The sequence below is a fragment of the Brevibacillus sp. HD3.3A genome (assembly GCF_013284375.2).
Taxonomy (GTDB): Bacteria; Bacillota; Bacilli; order Brevibacillales; family Brevibacillaceae; genus Brevibacillus; species Brevibacillus parabrevis.
On the sequence record NZ_CP085874.1, the window covers coordinates 2,904,507 to 2,926,222 of the forward strand.

The following is a 21,716-nucleotide window of genomic DNA, read 5'->3' on the forward strand; positions in this document are numbered from 1 at the left end:
TAGCACAATACCATCATCTGGATATCGCGCGGTAGAGGAATCAGGGGAAGGAAGAGAAGGCATTCAGTAAAGTTTTGGTTTACATAATATTCATTATGTCAAAATGATTTTGCCAGGAAGAGACGCCGATTCAGACGCATATTACACATTTTTCCATATAGCGGGTAAATAATCGCAATCGCATGTCAAATCTCCCAAAAGAAAGGGTGCTTTTTCAGCACCCGGGTGGCATTTCTATCGAAGCAGCGGCAAATATCCAGTTCCCTGGTAAGCGAGAGCACTGCCGCAAATCGACATGATCATCACAGCGGTAAAAATCATCGCAACAACCTTTTTCACAAAGATCACCTCCTTTTGACAGGAATAGAAGAGTGAAACAAGCACTCTACTAAAAAGTCGTAAAAGAGAGGGAAAAAGTCACCAATTTATGTAAAAAAATTATGTTAATTCCATTTATTTTTTCAAAGAGGCATATAAGCCCAATGAACCAATGCCTGAAATCAGCGCTTTTCTGCGAGTTTTTTGGCTGCTTTCCCGATCACTTGTGCAATGGGTACAGGTCCAACAGAGCGGCTGTCATAGCTGTTCAAGCGATTATCTCCCATCACAAAGGCGGCATCGTTTGGAATCGTGATCGGGCCAAAATCATCTGTAAACGGGATGTTGTCTTCGTGGACAGTCTTTTTGCCCGATGACAAATACGGCTCATCAACCAGCAGGAAAAGCGATAAGAAAAGAGTGATGCTTTTCATGAGAGCCACCTTATGTTTTTCCTCCATCATACTTATAGATGAGATGCCCCAAAAGTACCTTACCCCAGGTTTTGGGCAAGAACGGCGATGGACAGAATCATGCTGATTACGCAACTTTGCTCCGGATAGGAAGTCTAATAGAGGAAAGAGGAGGGAAATCATGGAAGCAGTGAGCTTGAACCAAGTGGAACTCATCTCGGCAATCGGTGACGTTTCTTTTCCGATCGTTATTACCCTAATCGCGATCCCGATTATCGTGAGCAAATTGCGGAACAGATAAATGGCACCTGACGGGGTGCTTTTTCTTTTGCAAGGAGAGGGGGATTCTCTTGATCATAGGAAGAAGAGGCGCGCGTTTTTCTAGCGATCGATATAGCCATGATTCCACAGCGAGAGGACAACATCCATCTGATTGTTGTGGCTTTTCGGAATGTGAAGCGCTTTCCACAACTGGGTTGGTTTTGGTGAAAGAGAAGGGTTTTTCTTTAGCCATTCAACTGCTTGAAGGGCGTAAGCTTTGTTGTCCACTGAGGTTGTGTAACTTCCAGGCTCAATGCCACGAACGAATCCCTCTTCACAAAGTCCGAAAAATGCACTTTTCGGGCAACCCTTTTTCTGACTAGCTGTACCTGCTCCAAACATATGGATAGACGCTCTCTCCCAAGCTTCCAGTGGACTACTGGCTTCTTGGGATTCAACCAGCTTCATGGTCATAAGTGCTGTATCTCCGTATTTTCCCATCATAAAAAACCTCCCGTCTTTACTAACAGCTAGGATGAGCTGCTTCATTACGGACATTGTAAGCAAGAAACGAACCACGATCAATCCTTCTCGCAGAATAATAGATATGAGCTTTCCTCCCCCCATCCATTGACAAAAAAGCCGCGACCTGCCTAGCATAAAGAATCCGAGAAAAAAGGAGACTCCCGCACCATGCAAGACATAGACACAAGCACGTTCGCCCGTTTGTGCCGGGAAAAAGCGGTCTTGGCGCTGTTTGTTTACACACCGATGTGCGGCACTTGCAAGCTGGCGGAGCGGATGCTTTCCGTCATCAGCGCAGCGCGGCCCGAGCTTCCGTTGTACCAGCTCAATATTAATCTGGCTCCGGCATTGGCGGAGCAGTTGCAAATTACCAGCGTTCCCGCATTGTTTGTGTTTCGCGGCGGGTCGGTCGAAAGCAGGCATTATGCCTTGCGCTCTGTCGGCTATTTGTACGATGTGCTGAAAACACTCGTCTAGACAAACACCTATCCCCTTCGCCTTGAATAAAAGAAAGAGAGACATTTTGCGAAGGGGGAGGCTCATGCAAATCCATGTAGTGGAAGAAGGACAGACACTGACCGGGATTGCCTCGACGTACGGGACGACTGCCGAGGCGATTGCGAAAGCAAATGAGCTGCCCGATCCAGGCAAGCTTGTCGTGGGACAGGCGATGGTGATTCCGATTGTTGGCAGTTACTACTGGGTCAGGCAGGGAGACACCTTGTACACGATCGGGCAGCGTTATCAGATCAGTGCCGCCGAGCTGGCCCGCGTTAACGGGATATCGCAATACCGCCCGCTGCAAATCGGGCAACGCCTGTACATTCCACCCCGCCCGCGCCGAGCGGCCGATTTCAATGCGTATGTGGAGCCGCGCCAGACAGTGCCGCCCGCATTGGAAGCCGATGTGCGCACCGCTGCACCGCATTTGACCTATTTGGCGCCGTTCAGCTTCCGGATCAAACGGGATGGCACGCTGGCCCGTCCGACGTTGAACGACTTCCCGGCTATTGCCAAAGAAAACCAGGTCGTCTTGATGCTCGTCGTCACGAACCTGGAGGGCGGGCAGTTCAGCACGGAACTGGGCAGTCTTGTTTTGAACAACCAGGAGCTGCAAAACAAGCTGCTGGACAACATTTTTGCCACAGCGCGCGAGCTGGGCATGGGAGACATCCACTTTGACATGGAGGCGCTTCCTGCCCAGGATCGGGAGGCGTACATCCGGTTTTTGCGCCGCGCACGCGATCGCGCACATGCTCAGGGGATGATGGTTTCCGTCGCTTTGGCGCCAAAGACGAGTGCAGAGCAGCAGGGCAGATGGTATAGTGCGCACGACTATCGGGCGATTGGGGAAATTGCCGATTTCGTCGTGATCATGACGTATGAATGGGGCTACAGCGGCGGACCGCCGATGGCCGTGTCTCCGATTGGCCCGGTGCGGCGGGTTCTCCAGTACGCCATAACGGAAATGCCGGCGGAGAAGATTTTAATGGGACAAAATTTGTACGGCTACGACTGGACGCTGCCTTTCCAGCAAGGGACGACGGCAAAAGCGTTAAGTCCGCAGGCTGCCATCGCGCTGGCGGCGCAGCAAAACGCCGTCATTCGCTACGACTACCGCGCGCAAGCCCCGTTTTTCACTTATATGGATGAAGAAGGCAGGCAGCATGAGGTTTGGTTCGAGGATGCCCGATCTATCCAGGCCAAATTTGATCTCGTCAAACAACTGGGGCTGCGCGGAGTCAGCTACTGGAAGCTTGGCTTGCCGTTTCCGCAGAACTGGCTCCTGATCGAAAGCAACTTCCGGGTCCGCAAGCGGGCGTAGGTGAAAGCGGCTGTCCCAAAAGCGCAGACTAGCTAACGTCAAACAAACAATTGAAACCGTGGATGTATCCACGTTTTTGAAAGACAAAAAGGGCGTCTCTCAGTCGGAAATCGGCTTTTGGGACAGCCCCATTTTATTGACAAAACGAGATGCAGGGCAGCCGGGGGCAGATGCGCTCAGACGCAGTGGCACAGGACATGCGCCAGCTGGCACTTGTGGCGGCGCGGATACGTTTTCGAAAGGGGATGATCGTGGTATGATGGGAGTAAATACCGGAAAAGGAGAGAAACCATGGGAGAATGCAAACTGGATCACAGCAAAGAGGATGTGCAAAAAAAGCTCGCCGAGCAAGCCCCCTATTTGTCGGAACAGCGGGTCGGACAATTTCAGAGCATGCTTGCAGGCGAGCTTGACCAGGAGCGTTTGAACGAGCTGTTTCACCTGTTGAAAAAATACGACTTGGCAAGCCCCGAGGAACGGCTCGTCCGCGAACAGCAGATGGATCGGCTGTTTGGCTAAAGGAAAAGGCGGCCGTTACACGATCGGTTTGCGGCCCATGAAGCCATCGTGCAAGCCGTGATAGTGCGTGATCGATTCCTCGCCTTCGCGCCAGCACAGCAGCACTTCCTCTCCGTCGATCATCGCTGGAAAGTCAAACAGACCGATATCGATGTCTTTGACCTGGATTCCTTTGGAGATTAATTGGGTGACGTGCATTTTCGCTTCCAATTCGAGAAACTCAAGCTGGCATTCCAGGGAAAAGATCGCCCCTTCATCGAGGGGCTGCTGTTTTTTGAGCTGCTCGCGTTTTTGATACAGTTCATAGAAAGAGCGCTTCGATTTTTGCAAAAAGGATAGCTCTTCGCGTACATATGGCAACAATTCGTTTGCTTCTGCAAGCGTAAACATTTTTTTGTTCAAGGATAACCCCTCCTCGATCTGTATGGTACCAGTATACTAAGAACCCCTGGCGGGAGAAAACGGCCGGAATGCGAAAAAAGCAGTTGTCTTTTCCTTCCGGCGGCAAGGAGCAAACATGGAAGACAGACTTTATTACCAGGATGCGTATACGAGAACGTTTGCGGCACACGTACAAAAGCGCGGTCAGGAAGCAGATGGCACGCCATATGTCGTGTTGAGCCAGACGGCTTTTTACCCGACGGGAGGCGGACAGCCCTCCGATCTCGGCAGCTTGAACGAATGTCGGGTCGTGGATGTGGAGGAAGTAGACGGCGAAGTGCGCCATCGGCTGGAAGTGCCCCTTCCGGAAGAGTGCACGGAAGTAACGGGACAAATCGACTGGGATCGCCGCTTTGATCACATGCAGCAGCATGCCGGGCAGCACATTTTGTCCGCTGCGTTTCTGGAAGTCGCCCAGGCGGAGACGGTTGCGTTTCACTTGGGAAAAGAGCGCGTGACCATCGACGTGCGACTGGATGAGCTGACGGCTGATGTATGGGAAGCTGTCGAGCAGCGAGCCAATCAGGTTGTGCTGGAAAATCATCCGATCATCGCCCGTTTTGTGGACGACGAGGAGCTTGCCAGCTTGCCGTTGAAAAAGCAGCCGACCGTGACAGAAAACGTCCGGGTCGTCATCATCCCCGAATACGACTACAATCCATGCGGGGGAACCCATCCGGCGCGCACGGGTGAAGTGGGCGCCATCAAAATCCTCGGCTGGGAGCGACATCGCGGGAACATCCGCCTGGAATTTATTTGCGGTTTGCGCGCTTTGCGGGATTACACGCGCAAGCAGGCGACTGTCCGCGAACTGGCCAAGCTGCTCGTCACGAGCGAGGCCGAGCTGATCGCCCAGGCGGAGCGTGTTTTGTCCGAGCGCGATTCGCTAAAAGCCAAGCTCGCCGAAGTAGAAAAACAATTGCTTGAGGTCGAGGTGCGAAAACAGCTCGCCACGGCTGAGCGGGAGGGTGGCGCGCGCGTGATCGCCCGTGTGTTCCCGGACAAATCAATCCAGCAATTGCAGCAGTTTGCCCAGTTGATGGTCGCGGAAGCTCCAGATGCCGTCTGCCTGCTCGCGGCTGCAACAGACGACAAAACCCAGCTTGTGTTTGCACGCGGGCAAGAAGTCAATGTCGCCGTGAATCAGCTGATCAAAGACACCTTGCCATTGATTGCCGGAAAAGGCGGCGGCAACCCGGCGATGGCCCAAGGCGGCGGACAGTCCAAGCCGCATGCTGACGAAGTAATTGCCCACGCGCGCAAGCTGCTTGCCCAGCTGCTGGCTTAATACAATGCGCAAGCCATAACGACAATGCAAGGAGGAGTCTATCATGTTCTGGAATCCCGGAGACAAAGTCCGCGTCAAACAGCGGACAGGAGAATACATCGCCGAAGTGCTGGAAATTCACGATACAAAACTTTTGGTCAAAGTGCTGGCGGTGACGAAGTACCCGCAACAGGGCGATCTGCACACTTCCTATGAAGTAGACGTGCCGCTGTTCCACCAGCGTCCAGCGCTTTCTTATCTGGAAAAATTCATGGCCCCGGTGTCGGCAGTGATGCGTTACAACGGCGAGGTGCCCGAGTACAAAGAATCTGTGCGCATCGCCATGGAGAGCGAGATGGACAAGCTGAGAAAAATGGCGGCTTGGGCACAGCGCTGCCTGACGGAACTGGAAGCAATGCACAAGGAAACCTTTACAAACCCGAAATAGAGTGGTACTGTAATACTCGAACGTAAGACAATTGCATAGGTTTACTACCAAACGGGGGCCGAGCGTCGTTGGCTGAGATTGTAACGAGTGTGTTACTGACCGTTGAACCTGACCTGGGTCATGCCAGCGGAGGAAGAGGTATATGAATCGATTTCACTAGGGCGGTCGTTTGCGAGATTTTTCGCAGAGGATGCGCACCAGTTGATGAGATCAACTCAACCATCCCACGGCGGATGGTTTTTTTATTCCATCTGTCCGTTTGGATACGTATACGGCTTCCACCGTTTGACTGGAGTGACTTCCGGCAGGCGAGGGAAGCCGTTTTTTGTCCCTCGGCAAGTGCCACCAAGAAGGAGGAATACAATGGTTGTTGTGCTGAATGGAAAAACAGCAGAGCTTTCGGCCGAAATCAATACGGTTCGCGCTTTGCTCGCTTCGTATTCCCTGCAAGAGAAAATCGTGGTCGTGGAGCGCAACGGAGAAATTATCGACCGCTCCCTGTATGAACAAACGCCGATTGCCGATGGAGACCGCATCGAAATCGTTCATTTTGTCGGAGGAGGATGATCATCATGGATACTTTGAAAATTGGACCTTACGAGTTTCGCTCCCGTTTGTTGCTCGGGACTGGAAAATTCGCAGACTTGGAAACGCAAGGGAAAGCGGTGGAAGTGTCGGAAGCGGAAATTTTGACGTTCGCCATTCGCCGACTGAATTTGGAAAATCCGCAAGAACCGAACTTTTTGGAACAGCTCGATCTGAAAAAATTCACTCTGCTGCCAAATACAGCAGGAGCCTATACAGCCGAGGAAGCGGTGCGCATCGCCCGCCTGGCGAAAGCGTCCGGCTTGTGCGACATGATCAAGGTAGAGGTCATCGGTGACCCGAAAACATTGCTGCCTGATCCGATCGGCACATTGGAAGCGTCGAAAATTTTGGTCGAGGAAGGCTTCATCGTGTTGACTTACACGAACGACGATCCGATTCTCGCCAAGCGCTTGCAGGATGTAGGCGTTCATGCCGTCATGCCAGGAGCGTCGCCGATCGGTTCTGGCCAGGGAATCGTCAACGAAAACAACTTGCGCTTCATCATCGAGGACGCCAAAGTGCCGATCATCGTCGATGCGGGAATCGGTTCTCCGGCAGATTGCGCGAAAGCAATGGAGCTGGGCGCAGACGGTGTCTTGTTGAATACGGCTGTTGCTCTCGCGGACAATCCGGTTTTGATGGCAGAAGCGATGAAGCTGGGCGTAGAAGCGGGACGCAAAGGCTTTTTGGCAGGACGCATCCCGAAAAAACGTTACGCGCAAGCGAGCAGCCCGGTGGAAGGGATGATTGAGTAGCGTGGATCGTCTGACAGAAGCGGTAGAGTCGATCGCCAATCGCAAGGACGAGCTGTTCGCCCTGTTGGCAAAGCTCGTTTCCCAGCCGACCGTCAGTCCGCCCGCGCGAAACAGCGACGAGGCGCAATCCGTCATCGCAAGCCAGCTTGCAGACATGGGCTTTGCGGTGGATCGCTTCCAGGTTTACCCCGGCGACGACAACGTGGTAGGTCGTCTTTCGGGCCGTGATTCGGCGCGGGCAAACAGCCTGATTGTCAATGGGCATATCGATGTGGCCGAGGTTGGAGACGAAACGGGCTGGACGTATCCGCCCTTTTCGCTGACGCTCGGCGCAGACGGTCGCTTGTACGGACGCGGGGTCGCGGACATGAAGGGCGGGCTCGCTGCGAGTTTGTTCGCCATCCAAATGCTTCGCGAGCATGGCGTCGAGCTGGCAGGCGATCTGCTGTTCCAATCCGTGATCGGAGAGGAAGCCGGAGAGGCGGGGACGCTCGTTGCCATTGAACGCGGCTACCAGGCTGACTACGCAGTCGTCGTCGACACGAGCAACCTGCATATGCAAGGGCAGGGCGGCGTCATCACTGGCTGGATTACGATTGAAAGCCCGACTACGTTGCACGACGGCATGCGGGCACAGACGATCCATGCCGGAGGACGAGTGCGCGGAGCTTCTGCGATTGAGAAAATGATGAAGGTAATCTCGGCTCTGCAAGAGCTGGAGCGCGACTGGGCTGTGATGAAAGCGTATCCCGGTTTTCCTGCCGGCAGCAACACCATCAACCCGGCCGTCATCGAAGGAGGCCGACACGCGGCTTTTATCGCCGACCGTTGCGCCTTGTGGATTACGGTTCACTTTTATCCGAACGAATCATATGAGCAAATGATTGGCGAGATCGAGGATCATATTAGAAGAGCGGCGGCGGCCGATGTGTGGCTGCGGGAACATCCACCCGTGTTTCGCTGGGGCGGTCGCTCCATGATCGAGGAGCGGGGAGAAATTTTCCCTTCCCTGGAGCTGGACGCCAATCATCCGGCACTCGCCCAGTTGCAAGCGGCTTATGAGCGCGAGCTGCACGCGGCCCCCGTCGTGGACATGTCTCCAACGGTCACGGACGCTGGCTGGTTCGCCCATGCCGGAATCCCCGCTGTCCTGTTCGGGCCAGGCGAACTGAAGCATGCGCACGCCGTAGACGAATCGATCGATCCTGACCAGCTCGTCCAGTTTGCCCAGATCATGGCCCGCTTCATCGCCAGTTGGTGCAATACGCCGAAGGAAGCAAAGGAGTGAGGAAGCATGGCGACTTTTACAGACCGTTTGTTGCGCAGTGTGGCTCCGATCTGGGAGCAGGTTCACCAGCATCCGTTTGTTACCGGACTTGGTGACGGGACATTGCCAGTGGACGCATTCAAATTTTACATGAAGCAAGACTACATCTACCTGATCGACTACGCCAAAATGTTTGCGCTCGCAAGCGTGAAAGCATACGATCTGGAAACAAGCGCGCGCTTTGCCGCTTTGCAGGAGTCGACGCTGAACACGGAGATGGAGCTGCACCGCCAATACGCAGCGCGCTTCGGAATTTCCCGCGAGGAGCTGGAAGCGACAGAGCCGTCTTTTGTCATGCTCGGCTATACCAGCTACATGCTGCGTGTCGCGCATCAAGGCTCGCTGGCAGAACTGGTCAGCTCGCTGCTGCCGTGCACGTGGAGCTATTGGGAGATCGGCAAGCGATTGGCCCAGGTCGAAGGGGCAGTCGATCACGAGCTTTATGGCGAGTGGGTGCGCATGTACAGCTCCGATGAGTTCGGGCAGCTGGCAATCTGGCTGCTCGACATCATGAACGAGCTGGCAGAGGGCAAAAACGAGCAGGAGCTGGCGAGACTGGAAGAGTATTTCGTCAATACGTCCAAGATGGAGTACATGTTCTGGGATATGGCCTATAGAGAGGAAATGTGGCCGTGCGCGATCAACTAGCTTTTTCCCAAGTCCGCTTTTCGTACAGCCATACGCCAATTCTCGAAGATTTTGATCTGCGGGTGAAAAAAGGCGAGTTCGTCAGCATGATCGGGCCAAGCGGGATCGGAAAAAGCACGTTGTTCCAGCTGATCGCAGGACTTTTGCAGCCGGATCAGGGAGAAATCCGGCTAGGGGAGGCACGGATGGACGAGCGGTTGGGGCAAGTAGGCTATATGCCCCAACGCGATTTGCTCATGCCGTGGCGCACGATTGTGGAAAATGCGGCGTTGCCCTTGGAAATCAAAGGGATGTCCAAAAAGGAAGCGCAGCAGCGGGTGCGGCAGGAGCTGCCCAGGTACGGACTTCAGGATTGGGCGGATGCCTATCCGGCCCAGCTTTCCGGCGGCATGCGGCAGCGCGTCTCCTTTTTGCGTGCCTTGCTGTCCGGTACCGATCTCATGTTGCTCGACGAGCCGTTCAGTGCGCTGGATGGAATTACGCGCCTGGACATGCAGGAGTGGCTGATGGACAAGTGGCAGGAAACCGGCAGCACGATGCTGATGATTACGCATGACATCGACGAAGCGATCCTGCTTGCAGACCGTGTGATCGTCCTGCTCGGCAAGCCGATCCGCACACCCGTAGAGTTGAATGTCACCATTCCGCGTCCTCGCTCTGTCACGAGCAGGAATCAACCAGCCTTTTTGGCTTTGCGCGAAGAAATTTGGGGCTTGCTGCGAGCTGAGCAGACCAAGCTGCAATTGCTGGGGAGGGAGGCAAGATGAGCAGAGGAATTTGGTTCGGCATCTCCATCGCGATCTTTTTCGCCGCGTGGGAAGCCGTTTGCCGCATATTTGCCGTGCCTCCGTTCATTTTGCCGCCGCCAAGCACGGTTGTTGTGGCGCTTTGGGATTTGCGCGAGTCGCTGCTCGGTGTGCACTTGTGGGCGACCTTGAAAGAAGTGCTGCTCGGGCTGTCCGTCTCGATTGTGTTTGGTGTGCTGCTGGCTTTTGCCATGAGCATGAGCAAACTGATCGAACGACTGGTCTATCCGTATATCGTCATATCCCAAACGATCCCAATTATAGCATTATCACCCGTATTTATTTTATGGTTCGGGTACGATTTATCGGGAAAAATCGCGGTGACGATCTTGTTTACGTTTTTTCCGATCGTCGTCAACACGTATGATGGTCTGCGCTCCACCGATCAAGAGATGCTGCAGCTGATCAAGACGATGGGCGCCAACCGCTGGCAAATATTCACGAAGCTTCAACTGCCGTCCTGCTTGCCGCATTTTTTCAGCGGCTTAAAGGTAGCCGCGACTTACAGCGTCGCGGGGGCAACCATCGGCGAATGGCTGGGGGCGAGCGAAGGGCTTGGCTACTTCGGCAGACGGGCGTCCGGCAATTTTCAGGCGCCAGCTTTGTTCGCTTCTGTGCTGCTCTTGTCCGTCCTGGGAATGCTCCTGTTCTGGCTCGTCGGCCGGATCGAGCGCCAGCTTTCCCCGCACACAAAAAACAAACACCAATCATCCAAGTGAGAAAAGTAGGGAGAACAACGATGAAACCAATTCGTACATGGACCAAAACGCTTTTGGCACTGACGCTTGCCACCGGGCTTGCTGCGTGCGGCAATCAGTCCGGAGCAGGCACGACTGCGCCGGAAACAGCTACTCCGGGACAAAAAGCGGCAGAGCCTGCCGAACTGACAGTAGCTCTCGACTGGTACCCGAACGCCGTGCACTCTTTCTTGTACGCCGCAGAGGAACAAGGCTTTTTCAAGGAAGAAAACCTCAAGGTCAACCTGCAAATGCCTTCTGACAGCAACGATCCGCTGAAAATGGCGGCAGCAGGAAAAGTAGATTTGGCGATCAGCTACCAGCCGCAGCTCATTCAGGCGCGCGCGGAAGGCATTCCTGTCGTTTCTGTAGCGGCGCTCGTTCGCCATCCATTGAATGTAATCATGACGCGCAAAGACGGCGAGATCGACAGTCCGCAAAAGCTGGCGGGCAAAAATATCGGCTATCCGTCCATTCCACTCGACGAGTCGATCGTTCGCCAAGTCGTCAAGCATGCTGGCGCGGACGATTCCGGCCTGTCCTTCACCGATATTGGCTTTGACATCGTTCCGGCTTTGACCGCGAAGAAGGTCGATGCGGTAGTAGGCGGCTACATCAATCACGAGCAGCTCATTTTGGAGAAAAACGGTGTGCCTGTCAATGTGATCAAGCCATCCGACTTCGGTGTGCCGGACTACTATGAGCTTGTGCTGGCTACGAGCGACGACACATTGGGCAAAAAGCAACAGGCTGTAGAAGGCTTCCTGCGCGCGATTGCTAAAGGGCAAGACTACGTGAAAAACAACAAGGAAAAAGCGCTCGATTTGCTGCTCGCCAAACAAGCCGCGGAGTTCCCGTTGGAAAAAGACATCGAGACAAAAAGCCTCGATATTTTGATCCCGCTGATGGACGCAGGCGACAAAAAGTTCGGTGCGATGACAGCCGAGTCGTGGCAGACGCTGATCGACTGGATGAAACAAGAAAAGCTGATCACGACCGATGTGAAAGTGGAAGACATCATGCGTGATCTGGTGAAATAAGCGATAAGCGCAGAAGGAAACGGTAAAACCCCGACCGTCCAACTTCCTGGAACGATGCTTCGTTCCCGCAGGAAGCTGGATGATCGGGGTTTTTGTGCAGTTATAACATACAATTTATGGATAATGAGAATCTTTTTACCTATTGACTGGGTATATTTTCCATGGTATTTTTTGGTTAGTTGTTTCGATAAATTTCTAAATATCTAATAAAGATGTTCCGAAAGTAGGATCGATGAACTATGTCCATGAATCATGCGTTTAAGGCGCTGTCTGATCCGACAAGGAGAAAGATGCTTGACTTGTTGCGGGAGAAAGACATGACGGCTGGCGAAATCGCCGAGCATTTTGCAATGACGAAACCAAGCATTTCCCATCACCTCAATCTGTTGAAGCAGGCGGAGATGGTTTTCGACGAGCGAAAAGGCCAAAACATCTACTATTCCTTAAATACCACCGTGTTTCAAGATCTCTTGAAATGGGTTATCCAATTTCATGCGAAAGAGGAGTCATAACATGAAAATCTCGGGTTTGACGATTTTGTTTTTTCTGATCAGCGTGGCGATGGGGCTGATCTGTTATCCATCCATGCCTGACAAAATGACCATTCACTGGGGCATGAATGGCGAGCCGAATGGATTTGCGCCCAAACTGTTGGGTGTCTCGTTTGTTCCGATCATGATGGTCGTTATCTTCGTGTCCTCGCTCTGGCGCAGGCAGAACTACCAAAAGTTCGAGAGCAGCAAAGACGCGATCTTGAATACGCTCATGTTTGCGCTTCTCGTCATCCACGGTTTGATCATCGCATATGGTTACGGATATATGGTAAACATATCCATTTTCGTGACGCTGATCTTGGGCGTTCTGTTTATCACGATGGGCAATTTCATGCCGCGCTTTCGCCATAATTATTTGATCGGCATACGCACGCCATGGGCGCTGGGCAGTGAACAAGTGTGGAAAATGACGCATCATTTCGGTTCCCGCGTGTTTTTCCTCGGCGGGATTCTCATTGTCCTCACTGCCTTTTTGCCGCAGCCGATCCACTCGTTTGCGCTGCTGCTGGTCGTCGTGGCGACGATTGTGATCACTATCGGGAGCAGCTACTACTTCGCCAAAAAAATCCGGAAGGGGAGAGTACGATGAAAAATGTGAAAATTGCCTTGCTCTTGGCAGGGATCAGTGCGATCGGTTTTATCGCGGCTACGCCTTATTTGTTAGCGATGGTGGGGGATGCGCTCGCTGTGGTGCCGCTGCCGTTGCCCGCCGTGATCGTGCTGTTTGTCGTGCAGGGCAGCATCTCGGCGTTTTTGCTGGCATGGGCTGGACTGACGCTGGCAGGAAAGGTCGGACTCGATGCTCCGATCCTGCGAAATTGGATGTACAAAACTGGCGGTGCGACTTTTAACAGGCAAGGCATCGTGCAAGCGGTCATTTTCGGGCTGCTCGGGACGTTCATGATCTACCTGCTGGAACGACTGATTTTGCAACCGCTCTTGCCGATTCTCACGGAAAAGGCACAAGCCTTGAATACGCCAATTTGGGCAGGTGTCCTCACCTCCATCCAGGGCGGGGTGTACGAGGAAGTCATGGTGCGGCTGTTCATGATGACGCTGATCGTCTGGATTTTGAGCAAGCTGTTTGGGCGTCACTCCTCGCCCAAGGCTTGGATGTACTGGATCGGAATTGTCGGTGCAGCCTTTTTGTTCGGGCTAGGCCATCTGCCAGCGGCCGCCACTTATTTTGGCGAGATTACTCCGCTGTTGTTCATTCGCACTATCGCGCTTAACGGAGTGGCGGGAATTTTGTTTGGCTACCTTTACTGGAAGCGCGGGCTGGAGTATGCGATGATTGCTCACGCGATCGGGGATATCCTGCTGCACGGCTTTTTAAGCTAAGGGAGCGGGATTGTTTTTGGGCAATGCCGTGGGAGAAGGGGCAGCATTGCCCAAAACGCACAATTTTTTGAAAGGTAATAAAAAGCAATTTTTAATTTTAATGGAAATTTATTGAAAAGGGAAATCGTTTAAGCGTAATATAGTAATTGGAATTTATTAGCAATAAGGGGGGCATTCCTTGCGCTTTCTCACGAATTTTTCGCTTAGAAACTCGACAGCAATCATCATTATCAGCCTCCTGGTCGTCATAAGTGGAATCGTTGCTGCCATGTCTCTCAAGGTGGAGCACATGCCGGATGTGTCTTTTCCTGTGCTTCTTGTCAGCACTCCTTACCCGGAGGCATCGCCGGAAGACGTTCTGGATGATGTGACGAAACCGTTGGAACGAGAGCTGGGTCATGTATCAGGCATCAAGGCGTTGGAATCTTACTCGAACAGCAATAGCTCCGTGCTAAAAATTTATTTGGAGACCGGCTCGGACGTACAGGCTGTCCGGGATGAGCTGGAACGAAAAGTCTCCGGCATCTCGCTTCCCGCCAAAGCAGGTCGACCGCAAGTCATGATCCAAGGATTCAGCAGTCAGCCTGTCTACTATTTGTATGTGGCAGACAAGGAGCAAAACAGCGGATCGGACTCCTTTGACAGCGAAGTAAAGGAGTCGGTGCTAAAAGAGCTGGAAGGCATTGCCGGAGTCGATAAAGTGTCGACAGTCGGCGGGCAAGGGCAAGAAATGAAAGTGTTGCCGAACGTCGATGCACTCAACTATTACGGAATCTCTCCGCTCCAGTTGAAGCAGCTGTTGCTCGACAGCCACGTGGCGATGCCGATCGGGACGCTCACCGAAGACGGCGAAGAACGGATCATTCGCGTCGTAAGCCGCTACCTCCATGTAGAAGATATTCGCGACACCAAGCTGTTTCTCCCGGGAGATCCGAAAAACGGGCTTGCTTACGTCAGGCTTGGCGACATCGCGGACGTCCGCTTTGACCAGGTAGCTCACTCGATCAGCCGTTTTAACGGCCAAAATGGCATCAGCATCAACATCTACAAAACACGGGACGCCAATGCGGTAGAAACAGGCGATGCGATCCATGCGAAAATAGCCCGGTTGCAAGCCGAGTACCCAAATTTGACCTTTACCACGATTTACGACACGTCCCTCGATATCAAAAATTCGATTAACGGCATGCTCAAGGAAGGGTTGCTCGGAGCCGTGATGGCGTCCCTGATCATCCTTTTGTTTTTGCGCCATGTGAAAGCGACGATGATCGTCCTCGTTTCCATTCCGACCTCGATCCTGGTCAGCCTGATTTTCATGTCCTGGATGGGGATCACGCTCAACATGATTACCTTGTTCGGGATGGCAGTCGCTGTCGGGCGGGTCGTGGATGACAGCATCGTCGTGATCGAAAATATTTTCCGCCATTTGCAGTTGAACAAGGAACGCAAAGAAAGCCTGATTCAGATGGCTACCCATGAAATGCTCCACGCGATTACCTCATCGACGTTTACCACCACTGCCGTATTTTTGCCGATTGTGTTTGTCGGCGGGATGATTGGAGAAGTATTCCGGCCGTTTGCCCTGACCGTCGTCTGCTCGTTGTTCGCCTCGTTGCTGGTGGCCGTGACGATCGTTCCGCTGCTGGCCAAGCTCATCATCCTGAAAAATCGCAATATCAAGGAACATGAGCCGGGCAAAGGGACGAATCTGTACCGGAAGCTGCTTCACTGGTCGCTCAACCACAAGCCAGCGGTCGGACTTTTGTCTTTTGTTCTGTTCGTAGCGAGTCTGGCCTTGCTTCCTTATATGAAATACGGGTTGCTGCCTGACTCGGAAGCCAAATACATATTCGTTCAAGTAACGATGCCAAAAGGGACCCAGCTCAACACCCTCGACCAAACGGTCAGTCAGATCGAGGCCAAATTGCGCGAACAGCCGGGAGTTGCTTCGATACAGAGCAGCCTTGGTTCTGAAGAGGAAGCGGACATCCGCCGGACGAACGAAGCCGTTCTGCTGATCAAAACAGGGGATGACGTGAACCTCGATCAGGCCATTAAAAAATGGGAGGGCATCATCAAGCCCGATATCCCGATCGGAACCGAGATGGTATTGACCAAGCCGGGCAGCAATGAAAGCAATCAGTTCAAGCTCATCCTGCACGGGCCGGACCTGGAACGGTTGAAAGAGGCGCGCGAAATCGTCAAGGCCAAAATGAAGGAAAGTCCGCTGTTGACCAACGTGCGCGACAATTTGAACGATGTGAACAAGGAGATCGTCATCAAGGTCAACCGGGACGCGGCCGCAGAACTGGGAATTTCGCCGATCCAGGTGGCGCAAGAAGTGAACCTCCTAGTATCAGACACGAAAATCGGAAAAATCAAAATCAACGAAAAAGACTACGATCTGTCCTTTGGACTGAGCGACAATCACGCGAGAACGCTGGATGAGCTGAAAAACGTCTACATTCAAACGCCGAGCAAACAGCAAGTACGTCTGCTGGACTTCGTCGAGATCGATCAGGAAAAAGTGCAGTCCCAGATCAATCGCAAGGATGAGCAACAATTCGTGCAGATTACGGCTGATATTACGAGCGATAACAAAGGCGGCGCGAGCAGTTTCCTGTTTGCCATGCTCAAAGCGGAAAAGCTGCCGAACGGCGTCACGCTGTCATCCGAAGGCGTCTCAAGCGACATGGAAAAGAGCTTCAAAGACATGCTGCTCGCCATCGGCGCTGCGATTTTCATCGTGTACGTCGTCATGCTGATCACGTTTGGCAATGCGACGGCGCCGCTTGCCATTTTGCTGTCACTGCCATTGGCTGCGATTGGCGGCTTGTTCGGCTTGTTCGTGACAGACTCCGTTCTCGATGCGACAGCGCTCATCGGCTTTTTGATGCTCGTAGGCATCGTCGTGACCAACGCGATCGTCTATGTGGACAATATCCAGCAGCGGAGGCTGGCGGGTGCTTCCATGCGCGAGGCGGTTGTCCAAGCGGGCCTGACACGCTTGCGTCCGATTGTCATGACGGCAGTTGCGACGGTCTGTGCCCTTTTGCCGCTTTGCCTCGGCTTTTCAGAAGGGGCCTTGATGACGAAAAGCTTGGCGATTGTCGTCATCGGCGGGCTGATTACTTCGACGATCCTGACCTTGATCGTCGTTCCGATCGGGTATGAACTGTTGTACCGGATCAAAAAAGAGTTTTTTACTCCTGATACCCAAGAACCAGATATGGAGCCAGGTGAGGATATGTTTATTTCAGTGCTGCGAAGTTTACGCGATATGAAAAAGTCTGGGTAGAGACGGAGGGCTTTTCGGGAATGAAGAAAAGGAAGCTAATCAACGCAGGTGTGGTTTGCCTGATCGGAGCTGCGATCATCACAGGATGCAATGCACAAAGCACGGCAACAGAAGAGAGCAGCAAAGGACAGGCGCAAAGCGAAAAACCGTCCGGTACGGAGATCGAGATGATCAAAGCGGAAAATTCCCTCGACGTCAAAGTAGCGGAAGTGACGGAGGGCGAGCTGAAAGAGTCGGACAAGCTGCTGGCGGAAATTTTCGCGAATACGGATGTGAGCATCCTCGGCAAAACGAGCGGGACCGTCTCGCAAATCCTCGTGAAAAAAGGGGACGCCGTCAAAAAAGGACAAGTCATCGCCAAGCTGGACAATACCGAGGCGCTGCTCAGGCTGCAACAGGCAGAAGCGAGCTTGGCCGTCGCCAAAGCCAATCTGGAAAGCGCAAACCGGATGGGAACGTCCACGCAACTGGCCGAAAGTCAGTTGAAGCTGGCGGAACAAACGTATGCGAATGCAAAAGGTTCGATTGCGCAAGGAATGGAGCTGGCACAGGCGAACTACGACCGGGCCAAAAAGCTGTATGAGCAGCGCGCCATGTCGAAGGGCGAGCTGGAAAACGCCCACAATGCGTTTTTGCAGGCGAAAAATCAGTACCAGAGCCAGCTGGATCAGGCGGAAACAGCTTTGAACAATGCCCGCACACAGGTGAATCAGGCAGATAAAAACGGGCGGGTCACGAAAGCCAATGTCCAGCAGGGGCAAGCCGAGGTGAATATCGCCCGAAATGCTTTGGACAACACGCTGATCAAGGCTACCGTCGACGGCATTGTCACGGAAATCCTCGTGCAGGAAGGGGATACGATCACCCTGCAAAAGCCTGTTGCGACGATCATTAACCTCGATCCGGTCATTGTGAAGGTAAACGTTTCCGAAAAAGCGTTGCCCAGCTTGCCAAAAGGCACGCAACTGGATTTGCAAGTCCCGTCCCAGGGCGTCAAGGTCAAGGGAAGTGTCTCCTACGTCGGCCTGAGCGCTTCTGAGCAATCAAGGCTATTCCCTGTGGAAATTGAAGTGCCGAATCCGAAAGGCACGCTGCTTCCCGGGATGAAGGCCGAAGTGTCTGCGAAAAAAGGACAGGCTGGCATTCTCGTACCAACCGACGCGATTGTGGAGCGAAATGGGAAGTCGGTCGTCTACGTCGTGAATGAAACAAGAGTGGCTGAACAGGAAATCTCGATCGCGCTGAAAGGAACAGAGATGACGTTGATCGAGTCTGGTGTGAAGCAGGGAGACAAAGTTGTGATCAAAGGCCAGTCCCAGTTGAAAGACGGCGCAAAAATCAACATCGTTCCCTAGCAATCCAAGGAGGATCTCTTATGCAAAAGACACACGTTTCCCCGAGCCGTTGGCTGCTTTCCCCGAAAATGACGGCGGAGGCAGAGGTGCTTTTATTCAGCTTTCACTATGCAGGCGGACATGCTGGCATCTATCGCGAGTGGCAAAAAAAGCTGCCTGTGCAGATCGGGGTGTGCCCCGTGCAGCTGCCAGGCAGGAGCAATCGGTTTATGGAGCCGTACTACACCGACTTGTCCGTGATGATCCGCGAGCTGGCGGAAGCGCTTTTGCCCCATCTGAATCGCCCGTTTGCCTTTTTTGGACATAGCATGGGAGCGCTGGTCAGCTTCGAGCTGGCCAGATATTTGCGCAACCAGTACGGTATCAAGCCGCGGCATATGTTCGCTTCAGGACGGCATGCGCCCCATCTGCCTGATCCGGGTGAAGCGATCCATCACTTGCCTGACGCCGAGTTTCTGAAAGGGCTGCGCACGCTGAACGGCACGCCGAAGGAGCTTTTTGAAAACGAGGAAAACGAAGAGATCTTGCAAATGCTTCTGCCGATGCTGCGGGCAGATTTCACCATCTGCGAGCAGTATCAATACCAGGAGGAAGAGCCGCTCGGTTGCGGATTGACGGCGATTGGCGGTTGGCAGGACCCCGACATTACCGTGGCGCACATGGAAGCATGGAGAAAGCACACCAGTGCTTCGTTCCAGATGCACATGCTGCAAGGCGACCATTTCTTTCTCCATTCGGAACAGGAACAACTTTTGGCGATCATCGAATCAACATTACAAAGCTATCTGGTTGGGTACAGGGGGATCGGATGATTACAGGAAAAGCGACACTGGAAGGGACACAGCGACTGGCACAAGCCAATCCGCATCTGGCTTACAAGCCGTTTGGCAGCTTCGAGGTTTGGATCAGCCAGGTCGGATTCGGAACGTATCGCATTGATGAACAGGACGAACAGTATCAGCACGCCTTGCGCAAAGCGCTGCTCGAAGGAATCAACCTGATCGACACCAGCAGCATGTACGCGAACGGCAGCGCGGAGAAAGTCATCGGCAGCGTCCTGAAACAGCTTGTGGAGGAAGCAAAAATCAAGCGGGAAGAGCTTGTGATCGTATCCAAGGCAGGCATTGTGGTCGGCGAGGACTCTGAAGAGACGATGAAGCGGACGGCGGAAGGCAAGCCGTACCAGGACTTCACGACCGTACATGAAGGGATGTCGATTTGCATCCATCCCGAGTATTTGAGAGATCAGCTGACGCGCAGCCTGGAGCGTTTGCAGCTGGACATGATCGATTGTTACATGCTGCACAATCCGGAATGGTATATGTTGTGGGCGAAAATGAACAAAATCAAGCAGCAGGAAGCGTACGAAGAGCTGCTGGAGCGAATCGGGAAAGCTTTTCGCCACTTGGAACAAGAAGTCGAGGCAGGGCGAATCCAATGCTACGGAGTCAGTGCCAACTCGTTTGGCAGCAATCCAAAGGAATTTGACTTTGTTGCGCTCGATACGCTCTGGGAGATAGCGGAGGCGATTACGCCGAACCACCATTTTCGCGTGATCCAGTTTCCGATGAACATGTACGAGTCGGGTGCCTTGCTGGAAAAAAGCCATGCGCAGGGCAAGAGTGCCTTGCTGTTTGCCAAGGAAAAAGCACTCGGAGTGATGACCAACCGGACGCTCGACGTCACGGCGAAGGACAAAATTTTCCGTCTGACAGACATTCGCCTGGATCAAAATACAGTCATCGACGAGAAGGAAGCGACCCAGCAAATCAAAGCTTGCCTGGATCGCGTGGATGATGTGGAGGATCATATCGTCTATCACATTTTGCCTGCGTTGAAAATGGAAAAAGAAGAAGTGAAAGAGCTGAAGAAAAAAGTATCAGCTGGCGCGATGCTGCGCAAGTATTGGAAGAAGCTGTACTCCTCGGCAAACGTAAACAACGTGCAAACGATGCTGTTTGATCCGGTCATTACGGATATTCGCAAAACGATCGAGAAGCATGGCGGGGGAGGCGAAGAGACGCTGCGCTGGTTGGATACATACAAGGAAGCGCTCACGGAAGCCGCCCAGGCGTTGAAGAACTACTATACGCCGAAAGACTACCAGCGGGCGCAAGACATCCGCACAGAGCTGTCGAGAGTGCGGCCGCATCTCGTGGCTACGGATACGCTGAGCCAGACGGCGATCCGTACGATGCGCGCTACGCCAGAGGTACACAGCGTCCTCGTAGGCATGAGACGGGAGCATTATGTGGATGATGTGCTGACGGAATTGCAAAGACCTTTGGATTCGCACATGCAAGAAGAAGACTGGCACACGATTACCCAGACGCTCAAAGCCGTCATTGGCGCGAGGTAACGAATCATGTAGCCGACTGCGGGCTGCCTTCGGGTAGCCCTTTTTCGCATGGCAAGAAAAAGCGGGAGCACGAAAAAACCTCCTGCAATCGCGGACGGCAACGATTGCAGGAGGCGGTTTTTTCGCTATTTCCACTTGCTGATGATATGCTCGCGGTCAAACAGCTTGACACTGATCTGGAACGTAATCAGGGCGAGAACGGCACATCCTGTCACCAGGCCCAGATAGATCAGCGGATTGCTCATCATCGAGAGGAAAATCACCTGGCTGATGGCGAGTCCGATGATCGGCAGTACAAGCAAGGCACCGAATTGCTGCGCTGCTGCGACGTTGTCCACTTTGGAGGAAACTACGACACTCAAGGACAAGCTGATGATCGAGACAAACGGGACGAGCAGGATCATCGCGAGAATGAAAACGATGGAAAAATGGGTACTGGCGTTGTCAAAGCTCGCAAAGATGAAGCCTAAAAAGATGAGCTGGATGACCCAAGTCAGCGCAACGGACGGCAAGGCGAAGGCAAGAATTTTGCCAAGCAAGAACTCCTTGGTCGAGATGGGAGTGACCAGCACGCTCTCCAATGTCCCTGTCATTTTTTCCGTGATGATGCTCGTGGTGGCAAAGGTCAGCGGGATCATCGCCGGGACGATCAAAAACAGGAGGAAGTAGAAGCGGGCAATCGCGATCTGGCCATCGTCTCCAGCCATATTCAGCAGCGGATTAGTCAATTTCATCAAGGTAAGGACGAACTCCATCTTGCCATTTTGGGCAAACACAGTCGTGATCAAAGCCATGATCAAGATCACGAATGGCGCGGCCAGATTCGTAATCAGCACGGAACGGTTGGCAAACAGTTCTTTCCACTCGCGGAGAATGACGAATGTCGGCATG

At 53.1% G+C, this 21,716-nt stretch carries 23 protein-coding genes and 1 riboswitch; of the genes, 19 read left to right on the top strand and 4 right to left on the bottom strand.

What is annotated here, in order from left to right; translation table 11 throughout:
* Positions 1 to 500: 500 nt before the first annotated feature.
* The gene (gene lepB / locus HP435_RS14305; RefSeq protein WP_229049911.1) at positions 501 to 752 is read right to left on the bottom strand and encodes a signal peptidase I; all 252 of its coding nucleotides are present in this window, start codon (positions 750 to 752) and stop codon (positions 501 to 503) included.
* A 360-nt stretch (positions 753 to 1,112) separates the two neighbouring features.
* Positions 1,113 to 1,496, bottom strand: coding sequence for a DUF6979 family protein (locus HP435_RS14310; protein WP_208715194.1), 384 nt, complete (start codon positions 1,494 to 1,496; stop codon positions 1,113 to 1,115).
* A 189-nt stretch (positions 1,497 to 1,685) separates the two neighbouring features.
* Here HP435_RS14310 and HP435_RS14315 point away from each other — a divergent pair, with 189 nt between their 5' ends.
* The 3 genes from HP435_RS14315 (at position 1,686) to HP435_RS14325 (ending at position 3,861) form a co-directional block, all read left to right on the top strand.
* Positions 1,686 to 1,994 (top strand): thioredoxin family protein, encoded by a 309-nt coding sequence (locus HP435_RS14315; protein WP_173595961.1) that lies wholly within the window; start codon positions 1,686 to 1,688, stop codon positions 1,992 to 1,994.
* A 64-nt stretch (positions 1,995 to 2,058) separates the two neighbouring features.
* Positions 2,059 to 3,342: a glycoside hydrolase family 18 protein gene (locus HP435_RS14320; RefSeq protein WP_122963299.1), complete on the top strand. Its 1,284-nt coding sequence runs from the start codon at positions 2,059 to 2,061 to the stop codon at positions 3,340 to 3,342.
* A 291-nt stretch (positions 3,343 to 3,633) separates the two neighbouring features.
* Positions 3,634 to 3,861: a hypothetical protein gene (locus HP435_RS14325; RefSeq protein ID WP_063231025.1), complete on the top strand. Its 228-nt coding sequence runs from the start codon at positions 3,634 to 3,636 to the stop codon at positions 3,859 to 3,861.
* A 15-nt stretch (positions 3,862 to 3,876) separates the two neighbouring features.
* Here the strand turns inward: HP435_RS14325 and HP435_RS14330 are convergent, their stop codons facing one another.
* Entirely contained in the window at positions 3,877 to 4,263 is a 387-nt protein-coding gene (locus tag HP435_RS14330) for a DUF2203 domain-containing protein (protein WP_063231024.1), read from the bottom strand.
* Positions 4,264 to 4,378: 115 nt separating this feature from the next.
* Here HP435_RS14330 and HP435_RS14335 point away from each other — a divergent pair, with 115 nt between their 5' ends.
* From HP435_RS14335 to HP435_RS14410, 16 genes are all read left to right on the top strand, one after another.
* The gene (locus HP435_RS14335) at positions 4,379 to 5,590 is read left to right on the top strand and encodes an alanyl-tRNA editing protein (RefSeq protein WP_173595962.1); all 1,212 of its coding nucleotides are present in this window, start codon (positions 4,379 to 4,381) and stop codon (positions 5,588 to 5,590) included.
* A gap of 43 nt (positions 5,591 to 5,633) precedes the next feature.
* Entirely contained in the window at positions 5,634 to 6,017 is a 384-nt protein-coding gene (kapB, locus tag HP435_RS14340) for a kinase-associated lipoprotein KapB (protein ID WP_063231022.1), read from the top strand.
* A gap of 41 nt (positions 6,018 to 6,058) precedes the next feature.
* Positions 6,059 to 6,169, top strand: a riboswitch (TPP riboswitch).
* 211 nt (positions 6,170 to 6,380) lie between these two features.
* Positions 6,381 to 6,584 carry a sulfur carrier protein ThiS gene (gene thiS / locus HP435_RS14345; RefSeq protein WP_063231021.1) on the top strand — a complete coding sequence of 68 codons (204 nt, stop codon included), beginning with the start codon at positions 6,381 to 6,383 and terminating at the stop codon, positions 6,582 to 6,584.
* 5 nt (positions 6,585 to 6,589) lie between these two features.
* Complete coding sequence (locus HP435_RS14350; protein WP_122963637.1) at positions 6,590 to 7,360, top strand: thiazole synthase; 771 nt, start codon at positions 6,590 to 6,592, stop codon at positions 7,358 to 7,360.
* Complete coding sequence (locus HP435_RS14355; RefSeq protein ID WP_122963297.1) at positions 7,353 to 8,648, top strand: acetylornithine deacetylase; 1,296 nt, start codon at positions 7,353 to 7,355, stop codon at positions 8,646 to 8,648. Before HP435_RS14350 ends, HP435_RS14355 begins: the two co-directional genes overlap by 8 nt.
* 6 nt (positions 8,649 to 8,654) lie before the next feature.
* A complete protein-coding gene (tenA, locus tag HP435_RS14360) occupies positions 8,655 to 9,335 on the top strand; it encodes a thiaminase II (protein ID WP_173598770.1) in 681 nt (226 codons plus the stop codon).
* Entirely contained in the window at positions 9,320 to 10,102 is a 783-nt protein-coding gene (locus tag HP435_RS14365; RefSeq protein WP_122963295.1) for an ABC transporter ATP-binding protein, read from the top strand. Before tenA ends, HP435_RS14365 begins: the two co-directional genes overlap by 16 nt.
* A complete protein-coding gene (locus HP435_RS14370; RefSeq protein ID WP_122963294.1) occupies positions 10,099 to 10,860 on the top strand; it encodes an ABC transporter permease in 762 nt (253 codons plus the stop codon). Before HP435_RS14365 ends, HP435_RS14370 begins: the two co-directional genes overlap by 4 nt.
* A gap of 20 nt (positions 10,861 to 10,880) precedes the next feature.
* Positions 10,881 to 11,918 (top strand): ABC transporter substrate-binding protein, encoded by a 1,038-nt coding sequence (locus HP435_RS14375; RefSeq protein ID WP_122963293.1) that lies wholly within the window; start codon positions 10,881 to 10,883, stop codon positions 11,916 to 11,918.
* A 245-nt stretch (positions 11,919 to 12,163) separates the two neighbouring features.
* Entirely contained in the window at positions 12,164 to 12,430 is a 267-nt protein-coding gene (locus tag HP435_RS14380) for an autorepressor SdpR family transcription factor (RefSeq protein WP_173596005.1), read from the top strand.
* 1 nt (position 12,431) lies between these two features.
* On the top strand, positions 12,432 to 13,061 hold the full coding sequence (locus HP435_RS14385) for an SdpI family protein (RefSeq protein WP_122963291.1): 630 nt from the start codon (positions 12,432 to 12,434) through the stop codon (positions 13,059 to 13,061).
* Complete coding sequence (locus HP435_RS14390) at positions 13,058 to 13,813, top strand: CPBP family intramembrane glutamic endopeptidase (protein WP_173598771.1); 756 nt, start codon at positions 13,058 to 13,060, stop codon at positions 13,811 to 13,813. Before HP435_RS14385 ends, HP435_RS14390 begins: the two co-directional genes overlap by 4 nt.
* Before the next feature lie 178 nt (positions 13,814 to 13,991).
* Complete coding sequence (locus HP435_RS14395) at positions 13,992 to 17,111, top strand: efflux RND transporter permease subunit (protein ID WP_173598772.1); 3,120 nt, start codon at positions 13,992 to 13,994, stop codon at positions 17,109 to 17,111.
* 20 nt (positions 17,112 to 17,131) lie between these two features.
* Entirely contained in the window at positions 17,132 to 18,466 is a 1,335-nt protein-coding gene (locus HP435_RS14400; protein WP_173595967.1) for an efflux RND transporter periplasmic adaptor subunit, read from the top strand.
* Between the two features lie 20 nt (positions 18,467 to 18,486).
* A complete protein-coding gene (gene lgrE, locus HP435_RS14405; RefSeq protein ID WP_173595968.1) occupies positions 18,487 to 19,278 on the top strand; it encodes a linear gramicidin aldoreductase LgrE in 792 nt (263 codons plus the stop codon).
* Positions 19,275 to 20,825 carry an aldo/keto reductase gene (locus HP435_RS14410; RefSeq protein WP_122963286.1) on the top strand — a complete coding sequence of 517 codons (1,551 nt, stop codon included), beginning with the start codon at positions 19,275 to 19,277 and terminating at the stop codon, positions 20,823 to 20,825. The genes lgrE and HP435_RS14410 overlap by 4 nt, the downstream gene beginning before the upstream one ends.
* A 125-nt stretch (positions 20,826 to 20,950) precedes the next feature.
* Here the strand turns inward: HP435_RS14410 and HP435_RS14415 are convergent, their stop codons facing one another.
* On the bottom strand, positions 20,951 to 21,715 hold the full coding sequence (locus HP435_RS14415) for an ABC transporter permease (RefSeq protein ID WP_122963285.1): 765 nt from the start codon (positions 21,713 to 21,715) through the stop codon (positions 20,951 to 20,953).
* Position 21,716: the final 1 nt, after the last annotated feature.

What these genes read in the sequence shown, in the direction of transcription:
- lepB (WP_229049911.1), bottom strand. Translation starts at nt 752, where the DNA reads ATGAAAAGCATCACTCTTTTCTTATCGCTTTTCCTGCTGGTTGATGAG.
- HP435_RS14310 (WP_208715194.1), bottom strand. Translation starts at nt 1,496, where the DNA reads ATGATGGGAAAATACGGAGATACAGCACTTATGACCATGAAGCTGGTT.
- HP435_RS14315 (WP_173595961.1), top strand. Translation starts at nt 1,686, where the DNA reads ATGCAAGACATAGACACAAGCACGTTCGCCCGTTTGTGCCGGGAAAAA.
- HP435_RS14320 (WP_122963299.1), top strand. Translation starts at nt 2,059, where the DNA reads ATGCAAATCCATGTAGTGGAAGAAGGACAGACACTGACCGGGATTGCC.
- HP435_RS14325 (WP_063231025.1), top strand. Translation starts at nt 3,634, where the DNA reads ATGGGAGAATGCAAACTGGATCACAGCAAAGAGGATGTGCAAAAAAAG.
- HP435_RS14335 (WP_173595962.1), top strand. Translation starts at nt 4,379, where the DNA reads ATGGAAGACAGACTTTATTACCAGGATGCGTATACGAGAACGTTTGCG.
- kapB (WP_063231022.1), top strand. Translation starts at nt 5,634, where the DNA reads ATGTTCTGGAATCCCGGAGACAAAGTCCGCGTCAAACAGCGGACAGGA.
- thiS (WP_063231021.1), top strand. Translation starts at nt 6,381, where the DNA reads ATGGTTGTTGTGCTGAATGGAAAAACAGCAGAGCTTTCGGCCGAAATC.
- HP435_RS14350 (WP_122963637.1), top strand. Translation starts at nt 6,590, where the DNA reads ATGGATACTTTGAAAATTGGACCTTACGAGTTTCGCTCCCGTTTGTTG.
- tenA (WP_173598770.1), top strand. Translation starts at nt 8,655, where the DNA reads ATGGCGACTTTTACAGACCGTTTGTTGCGCAGTGTGGCTCCGATCTGG.
- HP435_RS14370 (WP_122963294.1), top strand. Translation starts at nt 10,099, where the DNA reads ATGAGCAGAGGAATTTGGTTCGGCATCTCCATCGCGATCTTTTTCGCC.
- HP435_RS14375 (WP_122963293.1), top strand. Translation starts at nt 10,881, where the DNA reads ATGAAACCAATTCGTACATGGACCAAAACGCTTTTGGCACTGACGCTT.
- HP435_RS14380 (WP_173596005.1), top strand. Translation starts at nt 12,164, where the DNA reads ATGAATCATGCGTTTAAGGCGCTGTCTGATCCGACAAGGAGAAAGATG.
- HP435_RS14385 (WP_122963291.1), top strand. Translation starts at nt 12,432, where the DNA reads ATGAAAATCTCGGGTTTGACGATTTTGTTTTTTCTGATCAGCGTGGCG.
- HP435_RS14390 (WP_173598771.1), top strand. Translation starts at nt 13,058, where the DNA reads ATGAAAAATGTGAAAATTGCCTTGCTCTTGGCAGGGATCAGTGCGATC.
- HP435_RS14400 (WP_173595967.1), top strand. Translation starts at nt 17,132, where the DNA reads ATGAAGAAAAGGAAGCTAATCAACGCAGGTGTGGTTTGCCTGATCGGA.
- lgrE (WP_173595968.1), top strand. Translation starts at nt 18,487, where the DNA reads ATGCAAAAGACACACGTTTCCCCGAGCCGTTGGCTGCTTTCCCCGAAA.
- HP435_RS14410 (WP_122963286.1), top strand. Translation starts at nt 19,275, where the DNA reads ATGATTACAGGAAAAGCGACACTGGAAGGGACACAGCGACTGGCACAA.
- HP435_RS14415 (WP_122963285.1), bottom strand. Translation starts at nt 21,715, where the DNA reads ATGCCGACATTCGTCATTCTCCGCGAGTGGAAAGAACTGTTTGCCAAC.